Below are 24,290 nucleotides of genomic sequence, written 5' to 3' on the forward strand. Positions count from 1 at the left end.
GAGTCATTTATTTAATTATTTCTAGCATTTGCGTCTTGTTGAATAAGCTCGACTTTGTAGCCATCCGGATCTTCAACAAATGCAATCACTGTTACGCCACCCTTCATTGGGCCAGCTTCACGAACGACTTTACCGCCACGTGCTTTGATTTCTTCACATGCTTTATAAGCATCTTCAACACCAATCGCAATGTGACCATAGCCATTTCCTAAATCATAACTTGAGGTATCCCAGTTATGAGTAAGTTCAAGCACGGTATTATTTTCTTCATCGCCATAACCAACAAATGCCAGTGTAAAGCGACCTTCTTCATAATCACGCTTACGAAGTAACTTCATCCCTAATACTTCGGTATAGAACTTTAAAGATTGTTCTAAATTGCCTACTCGCAACATTGTATGAAGCATTCGCATGTTTATTCACCTGCCTTTTCTATGTCATGTGTTTGATGATCTTTAAGCAGTTTTCCAACCCAAACAACTAAAATTAAGATTGGAATCCCGATCATTGTGGTCATCAAAAAGAAGTTTGGGTATCCAATATTACTCACTATGGTACCCGAATATCCACCTAAAAGTTTTGGGGTAAGGGTCATAAGTGAGCTAAAGATCGCATATTGAACAGCAGTAAATGACACACTGGTCAAACTTGAAAGGAACGCAATAAATGCCGCACCGGCTAAGCCTGAAGCCATGTTATCAACGACAATGGCAAAATAAAGCCATAGTGAGCTATAAGGTTTAATGACTTTACCACTAATCTCAACTTCTTGACCTGATTGAGTATCAATGTACGGTAAAGGATCTATATTCACATCTAATTCAGGTTTTGGTACAGAATTTGAAGCGACTTCATAGTGGTGAGTAATCGATAATATTTTTTGATTTCCATCGACAATTGAAGCAGTAAGTTGCTTACTTGGTGATGACAATAATTTTTGCATATCAATTGCTGCGTTAAACACACCCTTTTGATCTGTCATTTTTGCATCAAAATTTTGTCCATCAAGATTCATCACAATCTTTTGAGTAGGTGATAAGGCTTTACCAAAATACTGCCCACGAATCACGACACTGCCTTCGGAAGAGTTAGCCGATATCTGATCACTTCCCATTAAAGGTAAAATTTGTAAAGGAACACTCTCAGAGTGAGTTGTCACTAGAGGTTGAGCCCGAACGATAGTCTCGGCTTGTTGATCTTGCAAAGCATAACCAGCTTTGACATCAATTTGTTGGGTGCCATTAAAACTTGAGCTTGGCACTTTGAGCTTCCAATACCCCACTTCATCTGGCTTCACTTTATAATGGTTATTCCCAATTTGGACATCCACCATATCAAGCGGTTTTCCAGATTTTACTAAGCCAATGAAAATGAGATTAGTAGAGCTTGCCAATACAGCACCAACGAACATCAGTTTCATGATGTTCATACGTTGAGCTAATAAGCCACCTAAGAAACCACCCACCAAACTGAAAATAACACCATAAACTTTTACGGCTTCAGCAATTTGTTCTTTGCTAAAGTTCAGATCTTGATAAAAGACATTAGAAATCACACCAGCAATAATGTCTGAAATACGGAAGAACCCAATCAAGAATAGAAGTACTAAGGCAAGTTTGACACCATAACGTTTAAAGAAATCCAGAATTGGGGCAATCCAAGTTTCCTTAGCCATTTGCTGGTTCACCACACCTATTTTAACCAATAGATAACCAGCTAGAATGGCAACACCTGTCGCCGTTAAGAACCTTAAAGCTTCTAAACCAAATAAAGCAGCACTATCTTGAATATTGCCAGCTTTTGAAATTGCTTCGGTAACTTGGCCTGAGTAAATATAGGTTAATACAAATGAGATAACTGCAATAAAAAATACTAAAACCAGACGGTAATAATCACTTGATTTATAGTTTTTATATATACGATCAACTTTAGGTTCACGAACGAGTAAAGTTGTAATAATACCGACCAACATGACTGCTGCCATCGTTAAATAGGTCGTCTTCCAAGCCTCGTAAATATAATTTCCTTTTGCGGTCCCCAAATGCGCCGCTAAGAATAATGCACCAGCACCAGCTACAATCATACCGATCCGGTAACCCGCATTATAAGTTGATGCCAACACTGTCTGCATTTCAGTTTCAGCCAGCTCAATACGATAAGCATCAATCACAATATCTTGCGTTGCAGCCGAGAAGCCAAGTAAAACTGCGCCTGCCGCCATTTGAACAAGATAACTGTGACCTAAAGCAGGGTCGGCAAAAGCCATTGTACATATCGCAAGTACGATTAAACACTGCGCAATAAGCAACCATGCACGTCTTCGGCCTAAAGCTTTAGTCAAGACTGGTACAGGTAACTCATCAATTAAGGGAGCCCAAACAAATTTAAAGGAATATCCTAAAGCCGCCCAACTGAAAAAAGTGACGGCACTTTTATCAATGCCTGCTTCACCTAGCCATAAAGAGAGACTAGAGAAAATCAATAAAATGGGTATTCCGGCAGAAAAACCCAGAAATAGCATAATTAATGCACGACGGTCTAAAAATGCTTTAAACGCCGAGACCCAACCAGAGGTTTGTGTGGTCATTCGTTTTTTATTTTCCATAAATTATAAATGCGCCTATTCAATCGCTTCTTACAATTGCTTTCAAGATTCTTTATGCAATCAAGTTTTGTTTTGATGATAAAAACGGCAAGTTTGCTTGATATTTTATGCTAAACCTGTATACCTTTAATCTTCAACCTTCGTTTTCTTTTGCTGGATATCAACAGTGACACAAAAACTTGATCAAGTGACATCTTCAACTTTATCACTCGCTAAAACAAACACCACAAACGTCACAATAAATGCATTTCCTTCAGCTTTTGAGCAACCTGATATTAAAATGACTTTAGATAAAACAGCGTTAAAACCCGAACAACTTACGCATATTCCAAATTTTGAAAATATTCCAGCCTCAACAAAACGCATCAAGCCGCTCAACAACTTTTTAGGGCAAGACCGCGCCAAAGCTTCGGTAGAAGCTGGCATTTCCTTACCCTACTCTGGTTATAACATTTTTGCGGTAGGAACAGCAGGCTTAGGTAAACGCACCATGATTAAGCGTTTACTACAACAACATGCTAAAACAATGCCTACTCCAGATGATTGGGTATATGTTTATAACTTTAAACAAGCTCGTCAGCCTATTGCGCTACGCTTTCCTGCTGGACAAGGAACCAAGTTTCAACAAACTCTTCATCAAACTTGGCAAATTATTTTAAAGCAGCTTGAACGCCGTTTTAGTGCAGAAACTTATCATAACCGTATCGAGCGAATCCGTCAGGAAACTGGTGATGAACAGCAACAAGCACTTGTCGAATTAACAAAAGAAGGCGAAGAACTTGATCTAAAATTGATTTCTCGAAATGAGAAACATGGCTTTGTACCTGTACAGTTAAAAGATAATCAGGTTCAAGAACTGACTCAAACAGAAATTGACGCTTTAAATAGTAAACAGCGTGCTGAGATTGCAGCCAATATTCGCTATATGGATAAAAAGCTTGAGCGTCTTGGTTTGCATTTGGGCGACTTAGAAGATGATGCACGCGACAAAGTTTCTGTTTTAAATCGAGACATCGCCACTCAAGTGGTTATGCCACGCATGGACTTAATTTTAAATAAATATGGTCAAGTGAAAGGCCTTGAAGATTATTTAAAACAGTATGCTCAAGATATCATTGACAATGTTGAGTTAATTTTAGAACAAGAAGAAGATGACTTTGCTCCTGCTATGTTCAATCGCGTACCGGCGCGTTATCAAGCAAATGTGATTGTCTCAAACAAGCCAAATAGCGGTGCTCCGGTTATTTTTGAAGATTTCCCAACGCACTACAACTTGCTGGGTCATGTAGAACAACTCACCCACAACGGCACAATTACCACAGATTTCACTCTTATTCGCCCTGGTGCCCTACATCAAGCCAATGGTGGTTTTTTAATGCTTGAGGCCGAGCAATTACTCGAACAGCCTTATGCATGGCAAGGTTTAAAGCGTGCCTTAAAATCGGGCCAACTCAAGCTCTCTTCTCTTGAACATATGTTGACTTTAACCGGCAGTATCTCGATAGAGCCTGCTGCTATTCCACTTGATATTAAAGTGGTACTGATGGCAGAGCCTGAGATTTATTATGAAATTTTAGAAGTAGAACCAGAGCTTGGTAGCGTATTTAAAATTCGCGCAGATTTTACCGATACATTACAACGTAATGACGAAAATGAACAAGCTTATATGCAGCTGATTGCAGACTATGTACAAGCCGATAAACTGCTTCCATTTGACCGCAGTGCTCTAGCGGCATTACTGACAGACTCAAGCCGTCAGGCCGAAGACCAAAGCTCATTGTCGTTACATGCTTCAACGTTGGGTGATCTTATTCGTGAAGCGCATCATCATGCATTTAAAGCCAATGATAAGATGGTAACCGACCAGCACATTAACCTTGCCTTACAACACCGACAATATCGCTTAGGCTATTTAAGAGAACTTTACTGGCAAGATTTATCGCGTGGAACCCAGTTAATCGAAACTTCTGGCCATCGTTTAGGTCAAATTAATGCCCTCTCTGTCATTCACTATGCAGATGTTGAGTTTGGTTTACCTTCACGCTTAACTGCCTCGGTTTATCAAGGCGGTGGCGATATTCTTGATATTGAACGTAGTGTAGAACTAGGCGGTTCATTGCATGCCAAAGGCGTGTTACTCATGTCTAGCTTCTTAAAAGCTCACTTTGGCCGTGAACAGATTTTACATTTTTCTGCTGCTCTGGCTTTTGAGCAAAGCTACGGACAAGTGGACGGCGACAGTGCAACCGTTGCCGAGCTTTCTGCATTAATCTCTGCAATTAGCCAGTTACCAATTGATCAGTCATGGGCAATTACCGGTTCTATGAACCAGTTAGGTCAAGTTCAACCAATTGGTGGCGTAAATGCAAAAATTGAGGGCTTCTATGATGCATGTAAGCTACAAGGTTTAACTGGCAAACAGGGTGTCATTATTCCACGCCAAAACATGCAACACTTGATGCTACGTCAAGATGTGATTGATGCGGTGCGAATGGGTCAATTCCATATCCATGCAATTGATACAATTGATCAAGCACTTGAGATTTTAATGGCTCGCCCTGTTGGTACCCTCGACAAAAAAGGCAAATACAGTAAGCATTCTATTTATGCCGCTGTAATGGAACAACTTGAGTACTGGCAAGCGATTGAAGATGGCGCAGAAGTTGAAGAGGAGCCGAAGAAGAAAAAGAAAAATAAGAAAAAAATTAAAAAGCATGAAGAGCTCACAGCCGATGATCTTCCTCAAGAAACTCAAGAGGAAGTTGCTACGCTAAAGCAAAAATAACACTGACATAAAAAAGGGCTTGTAATAACAAGCCCTTTTTTATGAATGAGATAAAAGTTAACGAACAATCTGCATTGCTCTTCCGCCAGCCAACTGGCTGAAGTATTGCTTAAGCGCTTCGACACAACGTTGAATTTTCATTGGCTGTTGATCGTGTTTTGCAATCTCTGCATATAAAGTGAAAGCTGGGAGTTTCCAATCTGGAAGGATTTCAATTAAAGAACCATTCTTCAGTTCTTTTTGAGCATCTAAATATAAAATTCTGGCAATTCCATGCCCTTGCTGGCATAGCGCTTTAGCCACTTGTAAATTATTACTTTGCAAACGGCTTGCCATCTCGATATTTAATTTTTCACCAGTTTTAGCGTGCTGAAAATTAAAACTACGTGAATCATTCATTGCATTGATAGAAAGCAACTCATGGTTGTTTAAATCATTTGGATGCAAGATTGGGCTTGTTTGATTGAGATAGCTGGGAGAGGCTACCAAAATCTGATCGACAAAAGCCATAGGAATAACAGAGTCGCTCTCTTCTACCGCTGTAGAACTCATGCGCACTGCAATATCAATTCGCTCTTCGATTAAATCGATATATCGATGCCCCACTTCAAAATGAACAGATAGACCACGATGGGCAGACATCCAGTGAGATAAAGCAGGAATAATGTGCTGAACCGCTAAATCAGGGGTAGTTGCAATACGCAAGTCACCAATCAAATCATCTCGCAATTCATTGATTCTGATTTTGCCTCTTTCTGCTGCTGCCAACATTTCTTGGCAACTTGAGAAAAAAGCCTGCCCTGCCTCAGTCAAACTAAGTTTTCGCGTAGAACGATGTAATAAAATTACATCCATTTCATTTTCAAGAGAACGGATTTGCTGACTTACAGCACTTGTTGTAATGCCTAATTCACGTGCCGCACCACTAAATGAACTTTTTTCAACCACACAAGCAAAAACACCCATCGCACGAAGCTGATCTAACATAGGTTTCCTCAAATCTAATTCTAAATTTATAAAAAATGCTTATTGTTGTAATGAAAGCAACCAATTGTATTATACGAGGAAACCTATATTTAATGCATTAGCTAATTTGGTAAAAGATTTGCGGGGTTGATCGGTTTACCGTCAAGGCGAATTTGGAACTCAAGCATAACGCGAGATGCCCCTGAAGACCCCATTTCAGCAATCTTTTGGCCTGCGGTTACATTGTCACCACTCTTCACCATCATCTTGCTATTGTGGGCATACGCACTGATGTAACCATCAATATGTTTAATTAAAACCAAGTTACCATATTCTTTCAGACCATCGGCTGCGTATACAACTTGACCATCAGCCGCCGCATAAATCGGGTCACCTTGGTTACCACCGTAACGGATTCCTTTGACATTATTCGCCAAATTAAAGCCTTGAATAACCGGACCGTTATTTGGTTTCACCCAACGTAAGCTTGAGCTTGGAATAGATGCTCCCACTGTTGTATTGGTTGATGGCGCAACAGTTGCTGGCGGTGGAGTGGTTGGTGCAGTAGTTGTCGGTAAAGCAATTGTTTGACGCTTAATTGGTTCCGGTTGCGCCATGACTTGTGTCGACACGGTTCTTGGTGAAGAAGATTTCTTCAATCGTAATGATTGATTAACATAAATACGATATGGCGGTGCAATACCATTCATCTCTGCAATACTGAGATAGTCCAGACCATAGCGCATTGCAATACCACTTAAAGTATCACCTGAACGGACCGTGTAATAGTTAGGAGCCATTGCATAGCGAGAACTATTATTAATTTGTGGTTTAGAAGCACATCCTGCCATTGCAACAGTAAAACCTACAGCTACAGACAACATCATAATTTTCATTATTTTGTCTCTTTGAATATGCAATCTGCTTTGTTGCCCAGTTAAATGCATCGATCTCCCTCACTAAATGCTACAAATCATTTCGGCTAAGAGTACCAAAAAAGTAAGAGGAAACATGTTCCTCTTTTTCTTTATTCACAAAGTTATAACATTCGGCTCAGTTTATTACCCCAAACTAGCCTGCAAATCTTCTAAAACCGCATAGTTTGTTGCATCCATCTGAATTGGCGTCACGCTCACAAAACCATTCGCGACCGCAAAAAAATCAGATTGTATTTGACTAGCAATACGCTGTGGATCAGTTACCGCCTCACCAGCAAGACCAATCCAGTAAACCTGTCTTCCTCTAGGGTCTACATGGCTGGTGATAGGTTTAGATTGGGCACGGCGGCCTTGGTAAGTAATTTGTGTACCTTTAAGCTGAGGTACATCTGGAATATTAATATTAAAAATATGTCGCGGTGGCAGTGCAGGTAGACCTTTTGCAATAAAGTCATGTACCCATTTGGCAGCTTGCGCATAATCATCTTTATGGTCGTATGAACGTACATCAGGCCCGGCCAAAGAAACCGCAATTGCCGGTTGTTTCATTAAACGACCTTCAAAGGCGGCGCCAACAGTTCCCGAATATAAAACATCATCGCCTAAATTTGCGCCACTATTGATTCCACTAACAACCAAATCAAATTCGAAGTCAAATAATCCATTCATGGATAAATAAACACAATCGGCTGGTGTGCCATTAACAGCCCATACATCTTCAGCAATTTGAATAGGACGTAAAGGACGATCTAAAGTTAAGGCACTCGAAAACCCGCTTCTTTCACTTTCTGGAGCAACCACCACAACACGGCCTAGTGGTTTTAACGCGTCAGCTAAAGCTTGTATACCTGGTGCAAATACACCGTCATCATTGGCAATTAAAATATTCACAAAAAATCTTTCTCGACAAATAAACCCAGAGGTTTTCTCAATTGAATTATTTGTTGAATTATATATATTTATGCCTCCATAGCATTATAAAATTGTGAAAAAATGAAAACTTTCGCTCCTTTTTTTCAAGTATTGGGGATCAGTATCACATTGTGTACTCAAGCGGTTTTTGCTGATGAGGGTATCTCAACACAAGAAGCTGACAGCTTAATTAAAGATGACATTGCCTCGACTCAAGTCTTACAAGAAATTTGCCCTAATTTTGTTGGCGCAAATAAAAAACTTGAAACCAATACCCAAAAGATTATTGCAATGTATCTGGGTGGTTATTCCAATAAATCAATTACCTTCTCTGCGCTGCAAAATGATTCAGAATATAAAACCCTGTTAAGTGAAGCACGTCAGGCTGCCAAAGAAATGGATCATCACGAACAACATGAACTTTGTGAGGAAGTGGTAAATTACAAAGATTAAGAGCTTAGCTCAATCAGTACGCTTATCTTTGGGGTTTTCTGTTGAGATAAAGCAGAAAACCTACATAACAATACATTTTTTCCATTTTTTTAGCGTTTAAATTGTTTAAGCTATCGGCATATTTCAAATTTTTGTTTCAGGTTATCCATGTTTATGAAAAAAAGTTTAGTTCAAGCACTTTCTGTTGTTTTACTCATGACAATGGCAACAGTGGGTTATGCTGCTGACAAGAAAAAAACAGCTGAAAAGAAAACTGAAAATGAAAATGTTGTTGAAGTTACACCGTCCAAAGGTACTACACCGGAAGAATTAGCAGCAATTCAAGTACTTTCTGAAATTTGCCCAAGTTTAATTGGTAAAAAAGATGCCGAATTTGCTCAAGGTTATGAGCGTCTTGTAAAAGACTATTTGCCAAATGAAGCCGATCCAGTTGCAGCTTTAGAAAAACGTAGTAAAGACAAGAGCTTCAAGAAAGTCTTAAAAGAAGCACGTAATGATGCAAAAGCTGCTGGTAACGAACAAAATACGTTAGTTTGCCAAGACGTGAAAGCTTATCAATCGCAAAACTAAATTAGTTAAAAACTCTCTAGTTACAATACTGTTTGAAAAAGCCGACTTCCCCCATAGAAGTCGGCTTTGCTTTATCCTAAAATGCTAGGCTCTTCTGCTTCATACAAGATATTGGAATTACCTAGAATGACTCGAAAAAGCGCTATTGCTGCACTCCTCCTCTTACCAAGTTTTTCTTATGCAGCAACTGTCTTATCAGCTCCGCCAGAATTAAATAATAAGTCTTATGTATTAATGGATTACGAGACAGGACAAATTCTCGCTTCTAAAAATGAAAATGAAAAGCTTGCTCCTGCTTCTATGACTAAAATGATGACAAGCTACATCATTGAACAAAAATTATTAAAAGGTGAGCTTACCGAAAATGAACAGGTTCGTATGAATGAATCTGCTTGGTGTAAAGGCAGTAGTTCTGAATCATGTATGTATGTTCCATTAAATGGTACAGCAACTGTTTTAGAAATGCTTCGCGGCATTATTATTCAGTCAGGTAATGATGCATCAAAAGCAATGGCTGAACATATTGCTGGAAATGAAGGTACTTTTGCTCACATGATGAACCAAGAAGCAAAACGTATCGGAATGACCAATACCCAGTTTATTAACTCAACTGGTATGCCAGCTGAAGGTCATTACTCAACTGCAAAAGATATGGCTGTTTTAGCACAACATATTATTAAAGACAGCTCAAAATACTACCCGATTTATTCTGAAAAAGAATTCACATTTAACGGTATCAAACAAGGCAACCGTAATGCTTTACTTTACACTGACCCAAGTGTTGATGGCTTAAAAACAGGCCATACTGATGAAGCTGGTTACTGCTTAACGACTTCAAGTAAACGCGGTCCAATGCGTTTAATCTCAGTTATTTTTGGTACACCAAGCATGTCTGAACGTGCTGACCAAACTCGTGCATTATTGGCGTGGGGTTTTGCAAACTTTGAAACTGCAAATGTACAACCTGCAAACCAAGTTCTTGCAAAAGCTAAAGTTTGGTTTGGTAAAGAAAATGAAGTTCAGGTTGGTTTAGCTGAAAACTTCAATGTAACTATGCCTAAAGGCAAAGCGGACGGCATTAAAACTCAATTGGTTGTTCAACCGAACCTAAATGCACCACTTCAAAAAGGTCAAGTCGTTGGTAAGCTTGTTGCAAGTTTAGATGGTAAAGTTATTGCTGAAAAACCATTGGTTGCTTTAAAACCTGTTGAAGAAGCTGGTTTCTTCGCACGTTTAATTGACCATATCAAACAATTCTTCAGCAACTTATTCTAAATTTAAATAATTTTAGAATAGTTGAATTAAGCACTCATGCTATTAGCGTGAGTGCTTTTTTATTTTATACTTTTACTAAATTTTCTATTGATACTACTCATGGCAAAAAACATCCGTCCTTATTTAGACCATCACCCACAAATTGATCCAAGCTGTTACATTGATGAAATGTCCGTGGTTGTAGGTGATGTTAAATTGGCCGAAAATGTTTCGGTGTGGCCTTTTGCAGTCATTCGCGGAGATGTAAATAGTATTCAAATTGGTAAAAACAGTAATGTACAAGATCATTGTATGCTACATGTCAGCCATAAAAATGATGCAAAACCTAATGGTTCACCTCTTATTATTGGTGAAGATGTGACAGTAGGCCATCATGTCACCTTACATGGCTGTACTATTGGTAACCGAGTTTTGGTTGGGATCAATACGGTTATTTTAGATGATGTTGTTATTGAAGATGATGTGATGATTGGTGCGGGAAGCTTAGTTCCGCCTCGTAAAGTCTTAAAAAGTGGTTATCTTTATGTTGGAAGCCCCGTACAACAAGTACGTCCTCTAACCGAAAAAGAATTGGCATTTTTACCTTACTCAGCAAGACATTATGTAAAAGTGCAAAATAACCATAAAGATAATCAAATAAATTAAAACAAACCGAGTTTTTCAAACGATAGAGTTATTCGCATGCTCTATCGTTTGTAAGATGACCGTAGCCAAAAACCCCTAAATTTCGTATCATACGACTTTTAAATTCATGGTGCTTTTTTATGGCCGCATGGACTCCTCATGTCACTGTCGCTACAGTCGTAGAAAAAGATGGACGCTATCTTTTTGTCGAAGAACATAGCGAAGGTTTTGTACACACAGTGTTTAATCAACCTGCTGGTCATGTGGAATGTGGTGAAACACTAACAGAAGCAGCGATCCGTGAAACGCTTGAAGAAACAGGACATCATATAGATATAGATGCCCTAATTGGTATTTATACTTATACCCCCCCTATGTTTCCGGACCGTACTTATTATCGCTTCTGCTTTTTAGCGCATGTGACCCACGTCGAAAGCGACCCAAAACTTGATACAGGTATTGTTTCTGCTGTCTGGATGACTCTAGATGAACTTAAAGAATCTGCCCGTGCACGTAGTCCTCTTGTCATTAAAGCCATTGAAGACGCCATGAAAGGACAACATTATCCTTTAGCTCTTATTTATGAGCACCCTTTCTCTCCCTCATTAACTTCTCATTTGGATGCCTAGTCCTATGCAACAACGTGTCATCGTCGGTATGTCTGGTGGCGTAGATTCCTCTGTTTCTGCGGCGCTCTTACTTCAACAGGGTTATCAAGTTGAAGGCCTTTTCATGAAAAACTGGGAGGAAGATGACGGCACGGAATACTGTACGGCAATGGAAGATTTAGCCGATGCTCAAGCAGTCGCAGATAAAATCGGTATTAAACTTCATACTGCAAACTTTGCTATGGAATATTGGGACCGCGTATTCGAACACTTCTTGGCTGAATATGCAGCCGGTCGCACTCCAAATCCAGATATCTTATGCAATAAAGAAATTAAGTTTCGCGCATTTTTAGATCATGCCATGACCTTAGGTGCAGATTTTATTGCAACAGGTCATTATGCTCGTCGTGCTGAAACTGCTTATAACTCTAAAGGTGAGGCATATGCACCTTTATTACGTGGTTTAGATAACAATAAAGACCAAACTTATTTCTTACATGCAGTACATGGCCGTGAAATTAACAAAACGCTCTTCCCGGTAGGTGAAATTGAAAAACCGGAAGTTCGTAGAATTGCCGAAGAACTAGACTTAGCAACTGCGAAGAAAAAAGATTCAACTGGTATATGTTTTATTGGTGAACGTCGCTTTAATGACTTCCTTAAACAATATTTACCCGCTCAACCAGGTAAAATTGTACTTGATAACGGCAAAGAAGTTGGTGAACATCACGGTCTGATGTACTATACGCTCGGTCAACGTGGCGGTATTGGTCTAGGCGGTATGAAAGGTGCATCAGAAGGTGCATGGTTTGTACTTCATAAAGATGTTGCCAATAACCGTTTAGTGGTCGGCCAAGGACATGATCACCCACTTATGCAAAGTACACAGCTTTGGAGTGAGGCCATTGACTGGGTGGCAGGCGAGCAAAATATTCCGGCTGAAGGATTACGTTGCACTGCTAAAACACGCTATCGCCAGCCTGATCAAGCTTGTACAGTGTTTATTGATGAAAATAGTGAGCATGGTGTTCGTGTTGAGTTTGATGAACCTCAACGTGCAGTTACACCAGGTCAAAGTGTTGTATTTTATTCGGATGAAGTTTGCCTAGGCGGGGGTGTTATTCACCATACAAACGCCCCTACACCAAATTTTATTTAAGGGAATGAATGGCATGGTGGAGTTACCCTTTCAACAATCACAAGCCTTGAATGTTCGCCAAAACCGTGCCCTTGCCTTGGCTGGGGTATTTCAAGCGACCCAGCTTACGCATATGACCGCCATGACAGGTCAGCAAAGTATTGGTGAAAGTGGTAACTTTTATTTTGAGTTATTAATAAAGGCGAGTTTAAATATTCGCCCTACAACAAATAATAATGCTGTTCAGACGTTGGATTTTTTCAATCAATTGGCTGATATTTCGTTGGGTCTTAAAACTCTTGAAAATTGTATCACTCAGCCTTTTACCAATGCGCCTAAATCTCGTTTGCCTAAAATGCGTAGTGCAAAGCTTCCAATGTCTTATGCGATGTCACTTTTGCAGTTAGAGAAAAAGGTCTATAGCAATCCTGAATATGTGGCGATTATTGAAAAAGCGCAGCAGAAGATTTTAAAACAGCTTTCTTTTTTTGATAATAACTATTTACACCCAAGTATTTTAGCCAATTTGGCGCAAACCTATGTTGATACTGCCGGACAGATTAATCCACGTATTCTTGTTCGTGGTAATGCTGAGGCATTTAAAGATACCAACCATACCAACCGTATTCGTGCTTGTCTGTTTACGGGGCTACAAATGGCCCATTTATGGCGACAACTCGGCGGTAGTTCATGGAACATGATTTTTAGCAAACGTAAATTGCTACAGGATATTCAAGCACTTGCTCGTTTACAGTACCAAGTTATCTAAGGCTGTAACGAGATTATTTTTGTTTTATGTTTATTCCAGCATTAAGGAATCGTTATGAACGCTTTAACCGCACTATCACCATTAGATGGACGTTATGCCAGCAAATGTGATGCGCTACGCCCTTTTCTTTCTGAGTTTGGTTTAATTCATGCTCGTGTCACTGTGGAAGTGCGTTGGTTACAAGCGCTTTCTAACCGTCCAGAAATTGTTGAAGTTGCTCCTTTCTCAGCTGAAACAAATGCAGCACTAGATGCAATCGTAAGCAACTTCTCTGAAGAAGATGCGAACCGCATTAAAGAAATTGAACGCACAACTAACCATGACGTAAAAGCAGTTGAATACTTCTTGAAAGAGAAAATTGCAGGTATTGCTGAATTACAAAATGCAGGTGAGTTCATTCACTTTGCTTGTACATCAGAAGACATCAATAACTTGTCTCATGCACTTATGCTTAAAAACGGTCGTGAAGTTTTAGTATCAAGCATGAAGCAAATTTTAAATGCAATCTCTGCTTTAGCTACAACTCACGCTGAACAACCGATGTTGTCTCGTACACATGGTCAAACTGCTAGCCCAACAACTTTGGGTAAAGAAATGGCGAACGTTGCATATCGTTTAGCTCGCCAAATCAAACAATTTGAAAATGTTGAATTATTAGGCAAAATCAATGGTGCAGTAGGTAACTACAATGCTCACCTTTCTGCTTATCCAAATGTGGATTGGCCAGCGCATTCACAAGCTTTTGTTGAATCTTTAGGTTTAACATTTAATCCATATACAACTCAAATTGAGCCACACGACTACATGGCTGAATTATTTGACGCGTTACGTCGTTTCAATACAATTTTGATCGACTTTAACCGTGACGTATGGGGTTATATCTCTTTAGGTTACTTCAAGCAAAAACTTAAAGAAGGTGAAGTTGGCTCATCAACTATGCCGCACAAAGTTAACCCAATCGACTTTGAAAACTCTGAAGGTAACTTAGGTATTGCAAATGCAGTGTTGGCTCACTTAGGCGAAAAATTACCAATTTCTCGCTGGCAGCGTGACTTAACTGACTCAACTGTACTTCGTAACATGGGTGTTGGTTTTGCTCAAAGCTTAATTGCTTTTGATGCTTGCTTAAAAGGTATTGGTAAACTTGAACTCAATGCAAACCGCTTAAATGAAGATCTTGACCAAGCTCAAGAAGTTCTTGCAGAGCCAATTCAAACAGTTATGCGTCGTTATAACGTTGAAAAACCATATGAGAAGTTAAAAGCATTAACTCGTGGTCAAGCAATGACGCGTGACATGATGGTTGACTTCGTAAATGGTAACGAACTTGCTCAAGTACCAAGTGAAGAGCGTGCTCGCTTAGCTGAGCTTACACCTGCAACTTACACAGGTAATGCTGCTGAACAAGCTAAACAAATTAACGAATTAATTAGCAAAATCTAATTAAAAAAGTTATAAAAAGCGAAGCTTAGGCTTCGCTTTTTTATTACACTCATACAAATCAGAATAAAGACTTATTTATAAAATGATCGAAAAAGAATTCAAAGTTAAACACTATATTGCGCTTGGCCTGCTTTTTATTGCCATTATCATTTCAGGTATTCAACCACTTGAGTTTGAGGCTTATTTGCTTCATCAAGCTGGCACTGTTTTTATGGTGATTCTGCTTTTTATTATTTTCAAAAAAATTGGTCTCGATTTCTTAAGTTTTACTTTTTATCTACTGTTTTTATTAATCCATATTATTGGTGCTCACTATCTCTACTCCTACGTTCCATACAATGACTGGATACAACAGGTGTTCCATTTCAACCTAGATCAATATATGGGCTGGTCCCGCAATATGTATGATCGTTTAGTTCATCTTGCCTATGGTGTTTTGCTCTATCCTCTTATTTATCGTGTATTCCAAGTATGGTTACCCACTGCACGTCCTTTTTCTTTATTCTTACTTGTAGTCCAGTTTGTGATGGCGTCTAGTGTCTTTTATGAACTGATCGAATGGGTAATTGCAATCGGGCTATCACCTGAACAAGCTGAAAATTATAATGGGCAACAAGGTGATATGTGGGATGCACATAAAGACATGTTACTCGCTACAATTGGCGCAATCCTCTATGGGCTAATCGCTCTTCTCACAACACCAAAAAATCAAACAATAAATTAAAAAAGCGCTCATTGAGCGCTTTTTACATATTGTCTCAAATACCCTAAACAACTGGATAAGTTTGATCTAAAAGGTTTTGTAAAACCGAAGAAGTTGTATCAGGTAAAGGATGATCAGGATTTGATGTTGTCTGACCAACTGATGCATTTACTTCGATTGGCTCAGATGCCTGAGTCGTTTTTAACGCTGTTGATGAGAGAAGCTTTGCGATTGGGTCTGATTCACTAGCCGTAGAACTTTTTAATAAATCATCTAAAGGAACCGATTTCTGCGGGTTATTCGTCTCAGTTGTTGTATTTTGCGCTACCTTTAAAGTATGCAATCCGACACTATCTGCCAAAGATGGCCCTTCTGTACTTAAAGTATCTACTGAAGTTTCAGACAGGCTCGCAGCTTTCGGTGCAACTACATAAAAGGTAAATGGAGAACTTGCCTCACTGGTAAGGCCTGCCGCATCAGTTTGAGTCAAAGTAATAGTATGCTTACCAAGAGCTAAGTCTTTATCAAATGTAAATGACCAAGATCTACCACTTGTTACCGTCACAACTCCAATTGCAACACCATTATCATAAATCGTAAGAGTTGCATTTGCTTCACCTGAGCCTGTAAGTTTTGGTCTAGCATCGTCAGTTTCAGAACCAGCCGTTATAGCTCCTTTAACAGCGCCTACATCATCATCTACGCTATTTAATATAGGTTTTGCTGGTGGTGTTGTATCTTTTGTACCTACAATATCAACAACTTCAGACTTATTTCCAGCATTATCTATAGCTGATACCGAAGCATGTTTATTATCCGTTAAAGCTGGTGAAATAGAAATTGTAAATTTTCCATTCGCATCTGCTGTTCCACTACCAATTACCTTCCCTGTTGTATCTTTAATTTCAATTTTGGCATTGGCCTCAGCCGTACCGGTTACAGAAGTACCATCTGTATTAATTTGAACAGTCGGTTTATCTGGTGCAATCGAGTCAAAGCCTGGCGTAATTTCAACTGGTTTAGATACATTACCAGCAGCATCTTCCACAACCACTATGCCCTTTTGCGCCTCTTTTAAAGCAGGTGAAAGTGTAATTTGAAATTCACCTTGAGCATCGGCGGTCCCACTTCCAATCACTTTACCATCGGCATCTTTTATTTGAACTTTTGCATTTGCTTCAGTTTTACCATGGATTACCGATCCTTCTTTATTTACTTCAACAAAAGGAGATGCTGGTGGTATGGTATCTTTACCTGCAATAATTTTAACTTCCTCAGATTTATTACCCGCAGCATCTTCGGCAACCACTTTACCGCCCGCTTCACTGGTTAATGGTGGAGTAAGTTTTAAAGAATAGATACCATCTTTATTCGCAAAAACAGTTCCTAATACTTTGCCAGTGGCATCATAAACAGTGATTTTTGCATTTGCTTCTGCTTTACCTGTCACTAAGGAACCATCATCACTCAATTGAGCTTGTGGAACATCTGGGGCAATTGTATCTTTTGTTCCTGTTACCACAGTAACTTTAGAATTATTTCCAGCCGCATCTTGAGCAATAACATTTAATTTATCCCCATTCACTAACGGCTTATCTAATTTAATCGTGTAATTTCCGCTCGCATCAGCAACACCAGAGGCCACTGTATTACCTGCTGCATCTTTAATATAGATTTTCGCATTTGCTTCAGTTTTGCCAGTCACTGTCACAGTATCATCAGCAAGCGTAGCTGTAGGAGCAGCAGGTGCTATTAAATCGGGAGTACTGGGTGTATCATCTTTATCATCTTTATCAAATGCCCAAAGATATAAACCTTCAGCGGCTAAAACTGCTAAGCCTGCTTTTAGTACATTACCCATTGAAAAGCTTGGATCATTATCAACGGCCATTGTTGCAGCTGAAGGACTCGTACTGGTATAGGCCAAATCCGTAACATGATTTAAGCCTCTATAATCTATAACCTTACCTTGAGCATCAAATTGTGCTTCAACAAATTTTCCTTGTTCAGTTGGAAAAACGAGTGAATGCTCTGTTGTATTCGTTGCTTCATTAAAGAAATTTTCTAAGACAATTGTTTCTCCATTTTTTAAATGGATGACTAGACTTCCACCCTGCTTTTCCATCGATGCGATATCTTTTTGACTTACACCAATTTGAATAATAGTAGGTTGGTTTAAAACCACCTTATTGAGCTGACCATCTTGCAGAACGTCCAAACCCTCTTTGGATGCTACAATTATTCTTGTCATTATTTCCTGTCCTAAATTTCAGTTATATTTTTAAATGTTTATCTTTTAAATGGATCATCTAAAAGCTATTTTATTGTTGCCTAAAATATCAAAATCACTTATTTATCACAATTCAATAAGTATATTTATCAACAATTTTTTTTGAATCTTTATTCAATATCTATTTTTTATAAAAATGAATTGTCGTTCCGGCAATTCAAATCAAATTCTTTTAATCTTTCGCATAAAAAAGAGCACCCCTAAAAGGCACTCTTTAATTTGAAAATATATCTTAATTAAAATTTAGTATCGCGCATTTGAACTAAAGTTGAATTCGCTTTTGCTAAAGTATCAGCCACTTTATTCATTACAGCCGGAATCAGGCTATCTGCCATTTGAGCTGCTTGCAAACCTAATTTTTCACCCAAAGTTGCTTTTTTACGGGTATTAATTACATATACGTCATGCTGAGGTAACAACGCTAATAGATACTCATCGGAAGTTTGTAGTTTATCTACAAGGTTTAAATCAAGTGCATCCTGACCATACCAATGTTCACCTGTAGCAACCTTGTCTACATTAAGCTGTGGACGATATTTCTCTACAAAGTGCTTAAACAACACATGCGTTTGTTGTAGCTCTTCTTCAAATTTCGCTTTACCTTCAGGAGTATTCTCACCAAACATGGTGACAGTACGTTTATATTGCCCTGCTGTGTAAAGTTCGAAGTCCACGTTATGTTCTTTTAAAAGTCGATTAAAATTTGGTACCTGAGCCACAACACCAATCGAACCCACGACAGCAAACGGTGCAGAAATAATTTCATTTGCAATACAAGCCATCATGTAGCCGCCACTTGCCGCAACCTTATCCACACAAATCGTTAAATGAAAACCTGCGTCACGCAAACGAACCAATTGAGCTGCCGCCAATCCATATCCATGAACCATACCACCAGGGCTTTCAAGACGTACCACAACACGGTCACGTCCAGCTTTAGCCGTTGCTAAAATAAGGGTGATTTCTTCACGAAGATTTTCAACCGCAGATGCCTGAATGTCACCTTTAAAATCTAAAACAAAAATTTTCTGGTTGTTCTTACGGCGAATTTTAGCTTCTTTTGCAAGTTGTTGAGCCAATTGTAAAAGCTCTAAACGGCTTGCTGTGGTTTGTGCAATTTTTTTTCTCTGTTCATTTACACGTGCATTTAAATGACTAACACGTATTTCCGCAGGGAGTTTAGGCAAATGGAATAACATAAAATTCTATGCTCATAAGTTTGTCTTTATAGCCTTAAGATGTGGTTCTTTTGATTAAAATTCAATAGCGATTTTGCAAAATAGAGTCATTTTCATTTATTAAATAAAAAAAGAGCACTAGGCTCTTTTTCTTTTACAACGATCAATTAACCAAAACGACCAGTAATATATGCTTCTGTCAATTGGTGGTCAGGCTGAGTAAATACTTTCTCTGTAGAGTTTACTTCAATCAAATCACCTAAATGAAAGTAAGCTGTACGGTCTGAAACACGCGCTGCTTGTTGCATAGAGTGCGTTACAATAACGATTGTGTATTGATCAGAAAGTTCAGAAATCAGCTCTTCCACTTTCGCCGTTGCGATTGGGTCAAGCGCAGAACAAGGTTCATCCATCAAGATCACTTCTGGACTTACTGCAATTGTACGTGCAATACATAAACGTTGTTGCTGACCACCAGATAAGCCAGTACCCGGTTGGTTTAAACGATCCTTCACTTCTTCCCATAGACCTGCTTTACGCAAGCTATTTTCAACAATTTCTTCTAGGTCATATTTGTCACGTGCTAAACCGTGTAGCTTCGGACCATATGCCACGTTATCAAAAATAGATTTAGGAAATGGATTTGGCTTTTGGAACACCATACCAACTTGTGCACGCAGTAATACAACATCCAGATTTGGATCATAGATATTTTTGTTATCTAGAGTGATCTTACCTGTCACACGACAGCCATCAATCGTGTCGTTCATACGGTTTAAAGTACGCAGGAAAGTCGATTTACCGCAGCCAGATGGCCCAATAAAAGCAATTACTTCATTTTGATAAATATCTAAATCGATGCCTTTAATCGCTTCAAAGTCACCATAATAAACATGCGCATCTTGTGCACTGATCTTGATTTCGGTTGAGTTTGGCTTTTTTGAAGCATGTGGTTCAAAATGCGAAACATACGAAGTGCCATGATGCAGTTGTGTATCTGTAAGTTGAGATTGTTCAGTATTCACTAACTTATCCTTTTCTAAGGAATTCGTAATATCAATAGTATTCATGATTTATCCTCTATTACCAACGCACTTCGAACTTTTTACGTAACCAAATTGCAAGGCTGTTTAAACCAATCATTAATGCAAGAAGTACGATAATCGCAGCAGCAGTACGGCCTTCGAAGAAGTTACGCAACTCATTACCTTGCCATAGATAAACTTGGACAGGTAAAGCAGTTGCTTGATCAAATGGGGTGGTTGGAACACTTGCAACGAATGCACTCATCCCGATTAAAAGTAAAGGTGCAGTTTCACCGAGTGCGTGTGCAACACCAATAATTGCACCCGTCATGATGCCGGGCAACGCTAGCGGTAAAACATGATGGAAAACGGTTTGTACTTTAGACGCACCTAAACCTAGGGCAGCTTGTCGAATTGAAGGTGGCACAGCTTTTAAAGAAGCACGTGTTGTAATAATGACTGTTGGTAGTGTCATTAAACTTAATACCAAACCACCGACAAAAGGAGCTGACAACGGTAAATGCATCCAACCAATAAAGATTGCAGCACCCAACAAACCAAACACGATTGAAGGTACAGCAGCAAGGTTATTAATGTTGACTTCAATAATGTCTGTAATGACATTCTTTGGAGCAAATTCTTCAAGATAGATTGCGCTGGCAACACCGATTGGAATCGAGATAATGATCACAATCAGCATCATGAATAATGAACCCATGAATGCGCCTGCAAGACCACTAATCGCTGGTGAACTACGAGAGTCAGGATTCTTAAATAAAGTCGTATTAAAGGTATTTTCAAGTACACCTTTTGCTTTAAGGTCATCTGCCAGCTTGCGGATTTCCGGATCAAGTTGTTGTTGATCGTCTGGTAATGAGCGGTCAATATTACCCTTCAGCCATACATCTACATTGGCATCACCCAAGAAAGTTAGGTTCTCTTTTTTCCCAATGAGTGATGGGTCAGCAAACACCATATCACGTAAGCGATAAGCTTCAGAACTTGCATAAAGGCTACTTAAATAATCGCGTTGTGATGCAAGTGAAGGATCTTTAGCAATCATGCCATTTACGATCAGGCTATCCCAATCGACCATACCCATTTTCGTTTGCCAATCGACATAACGTTCTTGGTAATGTGCAGGTGTTTCACCTTGTGTGCGTACTGGCACTGGACCTGCATCAATTACTTTAGGATCGAAGTAGACTGGTACATTCATACTGGTTTGCCAGAATGCTGGTAACCCTTTTGCCAAAATACTGCCAAACAGTAGCGCAACGAATGCAAGACCAATAACAACTGCTGACAAACCTGCAAAGCGGAAAGCTTTTTCTTTGCGGTGACGTTTAGCCAGTGATTTTTCAATCACTTTTTTACGGCGATCACGTGCCTGAGCAGCAGCTTGTGGATCAAATACGTTCTGATCCATAGGAGACGATGTATTTGATGTACTCATTCGTATTGCTCACGGTATTTACGCACAATGTACAGTGCAACAATGTTTAATCCTAAAGTGATCACAAAGAGTGTTAATCCCAGTGCAAATGCCACCAAGGCCTGTGGGCTCGCAAAATCAGTATCACCCGTTAACTGTTTTACAATGGTTACGGTAACTGTCGAAACAGCTTCAAACGGATTTGCATGTAGAAGTGGACTGTTCCCTGCTGCCAAAACCACAATCATGGTTTCCCCTACGGCACGCGAAACAGCCAATAAAAATGCCCCTGTAATACCCGGTAAAGCTGCTGGTAAAACCACTTGGCGAATCGTTTCTGATTTGGTTGCGCCCAGTCCTAACGAACCATCACGAAGTGCGCGAGGAACTTGAGTAATAATGTCATCAGACAAAGATGAAACGAATGGGATAATCATAATTCCCATTACAAAACCGGCAGTCAAAGCACTAGTTGCATTAATTTCAATACCGACATACGCACCAGCAGCTTTAAAGAATGGCCCAATAATCATCATGGCAAAAACACCATAAACAATTGTTGGAATACCCGCTAAAACTTCAATGGTAGGTTTTGCCCATGAACGTAACCACGGCGAAGCATACTCAGCTAAATAAATAGCAATCATTAAGCCAACAGGTACAGCAACTAATAAGGCAATACCACTGACCATGAGCGTGCCCCATAGTAATGGTAATAAACCATAACTACCTTCTGCATTACCTGAAGTACTAAAGCCAGGGTTCCATTCTGTACCAAAGAAAAAGTCGATTGGACTTACAAAATGGAAGAAGTGCATTGCCTCACCAAACATCGACATTACAATGCCGATCGTGGTTAAAATTGCAACGCCAGAACATAAGATCAAACCAACATTAATTGCACGCTCAACTTGGTTACGTGCGCGATATTCTTGGCTGATTTTTTTCTTTGCCCACACTAAGCCCAACAAAGCGGCACAGACAACAACAGCAAATTTGGCAAAAGAGCCAATAGTTTGAAATTTTGCATATTGCTGAGCAGCAGCCAACTCATAAGCTGCGGGATGATCACTTACCCCAAAACCAGAAGCGATCGCTTGAACTCGATCAACAAGTACACTTCTTGCTGCTTCATCTAGAGAAGCTGTCACAGAAGCAGGTACGTTGTTAAAAATAATATGATTTAAAATACTTGGCTCAACCAAGTTCCAAATGATCAAAATTAAAAAAGCAGGGATACCGCACCAAAGCCCAACCAGTGCGCCATAATAACCAGGACGAGAATGTAATGTCGCCGAGTTGCTTCCCTTACCTGCTAGGTGGCGGCTCTTTCTCAGCCCAAGTTGATATGCAATTGCCACAAGGGCTAACAACACACCGATAAGTAGCAGATTCATGTATTCTCCACTGTTTTCTCAATTGTCATAATTTGGGAAAAACGTGTTAGACAAAAAGGCTGATGATCGCTTGAGATCACCAGCCCCTATTCAAACCAACTTATTTAACAGTTTTACCTGCTTTAAAGTCAGCTAAAACTTTAGCGCGTTCTGCATCAGACATCGCGATTAAACCATCACGCTCAGCTTTAGAACCTTTACCAGTCGCTTTTTTGCTTAGGAAGTATTCTACGTATTGTGGTAAACCTTTAACTGATTTTAAGTGCTCGCCTTTTACATAGAAGTATAGTGGACGAGATACAGGGTATGTACCATTTAACACAGTTTTCTCAGAAGGAACTACGTTGTTTACTGTCGCTACACGTAACTTGTCACGGTTCATGTCATAGAAACTCAAACCAAATACGCCTACTGCACTTGGAGAAGTTTTTAAGCGAGCTAGAGTTTCTGTATAGTCACCAGCAATTTCAATTACACGACCGTCTTTACGGAAAGTAGAACATGCTTTCTTTTGAGCGTCTTTGTCTAGGCTCTTGAAGTATTCATACGCTTCGCAACCAGCTTCAACCATTTTTTCTTGGAAAACTTCACGCGTACCGTGGTTAGACGCAGGAATAACAAGCGTAATAGGCTCATTAGGAAGTGATTTGTCAATTTGGTTCCAGTTTGTATAAGGGTTTGGAACCAATTTACCTTTTGAAGGTAACTGTGCAGCTAAAGCAGCAAACACATGGTAAGGTTTTAATTTATAAGCTGCTTTGCTTGAGCTAGACGCAAATACAATACCGTCATAACCAATTTTGATTTCTTGAATTTGTTTTACACCAGCTTTGTTACAAGCTTCGATTTCAGTGCTTTTAATTTTACGAGAAGCGTTTGCAACGTCGATTGTGTTGTCACCAACACCTTGACAGAACTGTTTTAAACCAGCAGAAGAACCACCAGAACCTACAACAGGAGTTTTAAATTGAGGGAATGTATTACCAAACTCTTCAGCTACAACGCTGGCAAATGGTAATACAGTTGAAGAACCAGCAATTTGAATCGTATCACGAGCTGCATTTGCAGTCGTTGTTACAGCGGCCCCAGTTACTGCTAATGCAATTGCGATTTGACGTGGATTTAAGCGCATTCTGTTCTCTCTCATTAATGCAATAGGTTGTACGTCACTTTTTG

21 protein-coding genes are annotated in these 24,290 nt (G+C 39.5%); 10 read left to right on the forward strand and 11 right to left on the reverse strand.

Annotated features, from left to right (window positions below):
- Window positions 1-11: 11 nt before the first annotated feature.
- Together gloA and R5R67_RS07230 are read right to left on the reverse strand one after the other, a co-directional pair.
- Window positions 12-413 (reverse strand): lactoylglutathione lyase, encoded by a 402-nt coding sequence (gene gloA, locus R5R67_RS07225; RefSeq protein ID WP_001242511.1) that lies wholly within the window; start codon window positions 411-413, stop codon window positions 12-14.
- A gap of 2 nt (window positions 414-415) precedes the next feature.
- Complete coding sequence (locus R5R67_RS07230) at window positions 416-2,605, reverse strand: AmpG family muropeptide MFS transporter (protein WP_000428300.1); 2,190 nt, start codon at window positions 2,603-2,605, stop codon at window positions 416-418.
- A gap of 166 nt (window positions 2,606-2,771) precedes the next feature.
- Here R5R67_RS07230 and R5R67_RS07235 point away from each other — a divergent pair, with 166 nt between their 5' ends.
- A complete protein-coding gene (locus tag R5R67_RS07235) occupies window positions 2,772-5,390 on the forward strand; it encodes a Lon protease family protein (RefSeq protein ID WP_000192286.1) in 2,619 nt (872 codons plus the stop codon).
- 57 nt (window positions 5,391-5,447) lie between these two features.
- Here the strand turns inward: R5R67_RS07235 and R5R67_RS07240 are convergent, their stop codons facing one another.
- The 3 genes from R5R67_RS07240 to surE form a co-directional block, all read right to left on the reverse strand.
- Window positions 5,448-6,377 (reverse strand): LysR family transcriptional regulator, encoded by a 930-nt coding sequence (locus R5R67_RS07240; RefSeq protein WP_000886770.1) that lies wholly within the window; start codon window positions 6,375-6,377, stop codon window positions 5,448-5,450.
- Between the two features lie 101 nt (window positions 6,378-6,478).
- Window positions 6,479-7,303: a peptidoglycan DD-metalloendopeptidase family protein gene (locus tag R5R67_RS07245; RefSeq protein ID WP_002040117.1), complete on the reverse strand. Its 825-nt coding sequence runs from the start codon at window positions 7,301-7,303 to the stop codon at window positions 6,479-6,481.
- Between the two features lie 114 nt (window positions 7,304-7,417).
- Entirely contained in the window at window positions 7,418-8,185 is a 768-nt protein-coding gene (gene surE / locus R5R67_RS07250; protein ID WP_001023216.1) for a 5'/3'-nucleotidase SurE, read from the reverse strand.
- 102 nt (window positions 8,186-8,287) lie between these two features.
- On the opposite strand from surE, the gene R5R67_RS07255 reads away from it, so the two are divergent.
- From R5R67_RS07255 to R5R67_RS07295, 9 genes are all read left to right on the forward strand, one after another.
- Entirely contained in the window at window positions 8,288-8,659 is a 372-nt protein-coding gene (locus R5R67_RS07255; RefSeq protein ID WP_000846418.1) for an MCR_0457 family protein, read from the forward strand.
- Between the two features lie 147 nt (window positions 8,660-8,806).
- Window positions 8,807-9,229, forward strand: coding sequence for an MCR_0457 family protein (locus R5R67_RS07260; protein ID WP_002040156.1), 423 nt, complete (start codon window positions 8,807-8,809; stop codon window positions 9,227-9,229).
- A 126-nt stretch (window positions 9,230-9,355) separates the two neighbouring features.
- Entirely contained in the window at window positions 9,356-10,504 is a 1,149-nt protein-coding gene (gene dacC, locus R5R67_RS07265) for a D-alanyl-D-alanine carboxypeptidase PBP5/6 (RefSeq protein ID WP_000197255.1), read from the forward strand.
- Window positions 10,505-10,603: 99 nt separating this feature from the next.
- Window positions 10,604-11,149, forward strand: a complete 546-nt coding sequence (locus R5R67_RS07270) for a gamma carbonic anhydrase family protein (RefSeq protein WP_001107199.1) — start codon at window positions 10,604-10,606, stop codon at window positions 11,147-11,149.
- A gap of 119 nt (window positions 11,150-11,268) precedes the next feature.
- Window positions 11,269-11,757 carry an NUDIX hydrolase gene (locus R5R67_RS07275; protein ID WP_000741962.1) on the forward strand — a complete coding sequence of 163 codons (489 nt, stop codon included), beginning with the start codon at window positions 11,269-11,271 and terminating at the stop codon, window positions 11,755-11,757.
- Between the two features lie 4 nt (window positions 11,758-11,761).
- Window positions 11,762-12,895 carry a tRNA 2-thiouridine(34) synthase MnmA gene (mnmA, locus tag R5R67_RS07280; RefSeq protein WP_001187604.1) on the forward strand — a complete coding sequence of 378 codons (1,134 nt, stop codon included), beginning with the start codon at window positions 11,762-11,764 and terminating at the stop codon, window positions 12,893-12,895.
- A 13-nt stretch (window positions 12,896-12,908) separates the two neighbouring features.
- Window positions 12,909-13,643 carry a high frequency lysogenization protein HflD gene (gene hflD, locus R5R67_RS07285; RefSeq protein WP_000229971.1) on the forward strand — a complete coding sequence of 245 codons (735 nt, stop codon included), beginning with the start codon at window positions 12,909-12,911 and terminating at the stop codon, window positions 13,641-13,643.
- A 54-nt stretch (window positions 13,644-13,697) separates the two neighbouring features.
- A complete protein-coding gene (purB, locus tag R5R67_RS07290) occupies window positions 13,698-15,086 on the forward strand; it encodes an adenylosuccinate lyase (RefSeq protein ID WP_000993080.1) in 1,389 nt (462 codons plus the stop codon).
- Between the two features lie 82 nt (window positions 15,087-15,168).
- Entirely contained in the window at window positions 15,169-15,810 is a 642-nt protein-coding gene (locus tag R5R67_RS07295) for a DUF2238 domain-containing protein (protein WP_000570324.1), read from the forward strand.
- A 43-nt stretch (window positions 15,811-15,853) separates the two neighbouring features.
- Here R5R67_RS07295 and blp2 read toward each other — a convergent pair whose 3' ends face one another.
- The 6 genes from blp2 to R5R67_RS07325 all read right to left on the reverse strand — a co-directional run bounded on the left by blp2 (window position 15,854) and on the right by R5R67_RS07325 (window position 24,246).
- On the reverse strand, window positions 15,854-18,040 hold the full coding sequence (blp2, locus tag R5R67_RS07300) for an Ig-like repeat protein Blp2 (RefSeq protein ID WP_000196840.1): 2,187 nt from the start codon (window positions 18,038-18,040) through the stop codon (window positions 15,854-15,856).
- Window positions 18,041-18,315: 275 nt separating this feature from the next.
- Window positions 18,316-19,278: a protease SohB gene (gene sohB, locus R5R67_RS07305; protein ID WP_000897185.1), complete on the reverse strand. Its 963-nt coding sequence runs from the start codon at window positions 19,276-19,278 to the stop codon at window positions 18,316-18,318.
- Between the two features lie 146 nt (window positions 19,279-19,424).
- Entirely contained in the window at window positions 19,425-20,327 is a 903-nt protein-coding gene (gene pstB, locus R5R67_RS07310) for a phosphate ABC transporter ATP-binding protein PstB (protein ID WP_001091973.1), read from the reverse strand.
- A 13-nt stretch (window positions 20,328-20,340) separates the two neighbouring features.
- Window positions 20,341-21,738, reverse strand: coding sequence for a phosphate ABC transporter permease PstA (gene pstA, locus R5R67_RS07315; RefSeq protein WP_000107954.1), 1,398 nt, complete (start codon window positions 21,736-21,738; stop codon window positions 20,341-20,343).
- Window positions 21,735-23,114: a phosphate ABC transporter permease subunit PstC gene (pstC, locus tag R5R67_RS07320; protein WP_001050723.1), complete on the reverse strand. Its 1,380-nt coding sequence runs from the start codon at window positions 23,112-23,114 to the stop codon at window positions 21,735-21,737. The genes pstA and pstC overlap by 4 nt, the downstream gene beginning before the upstream one ends.
- Window positions 23,115-23,214: 100 nt before the next feature.
- Window positions 23,215-24,246, reverse strand: coding sequence for a substrate-binding domain-containing protein (locus R5R67_RS07325; RefSeq protein ID WP_001238909.1), 1,032 nt, complete (start codon window positions 24,244-24,246; stop codon window positions 23,215-23,217).
- Window positions 24,247-24,290 lie beyond the last annotated feature (44 nt).

The organism is Acinetobacter sp. OYA S30, from assembly GCF_033599315.1.
Taxonomy (GTDB): Bacteria; Pseudomonadota; Gammaproteobacteria; order Pseudomonadales; family Moraxellaceae; genus Acinetobacter; species Acinetobacter baumannii.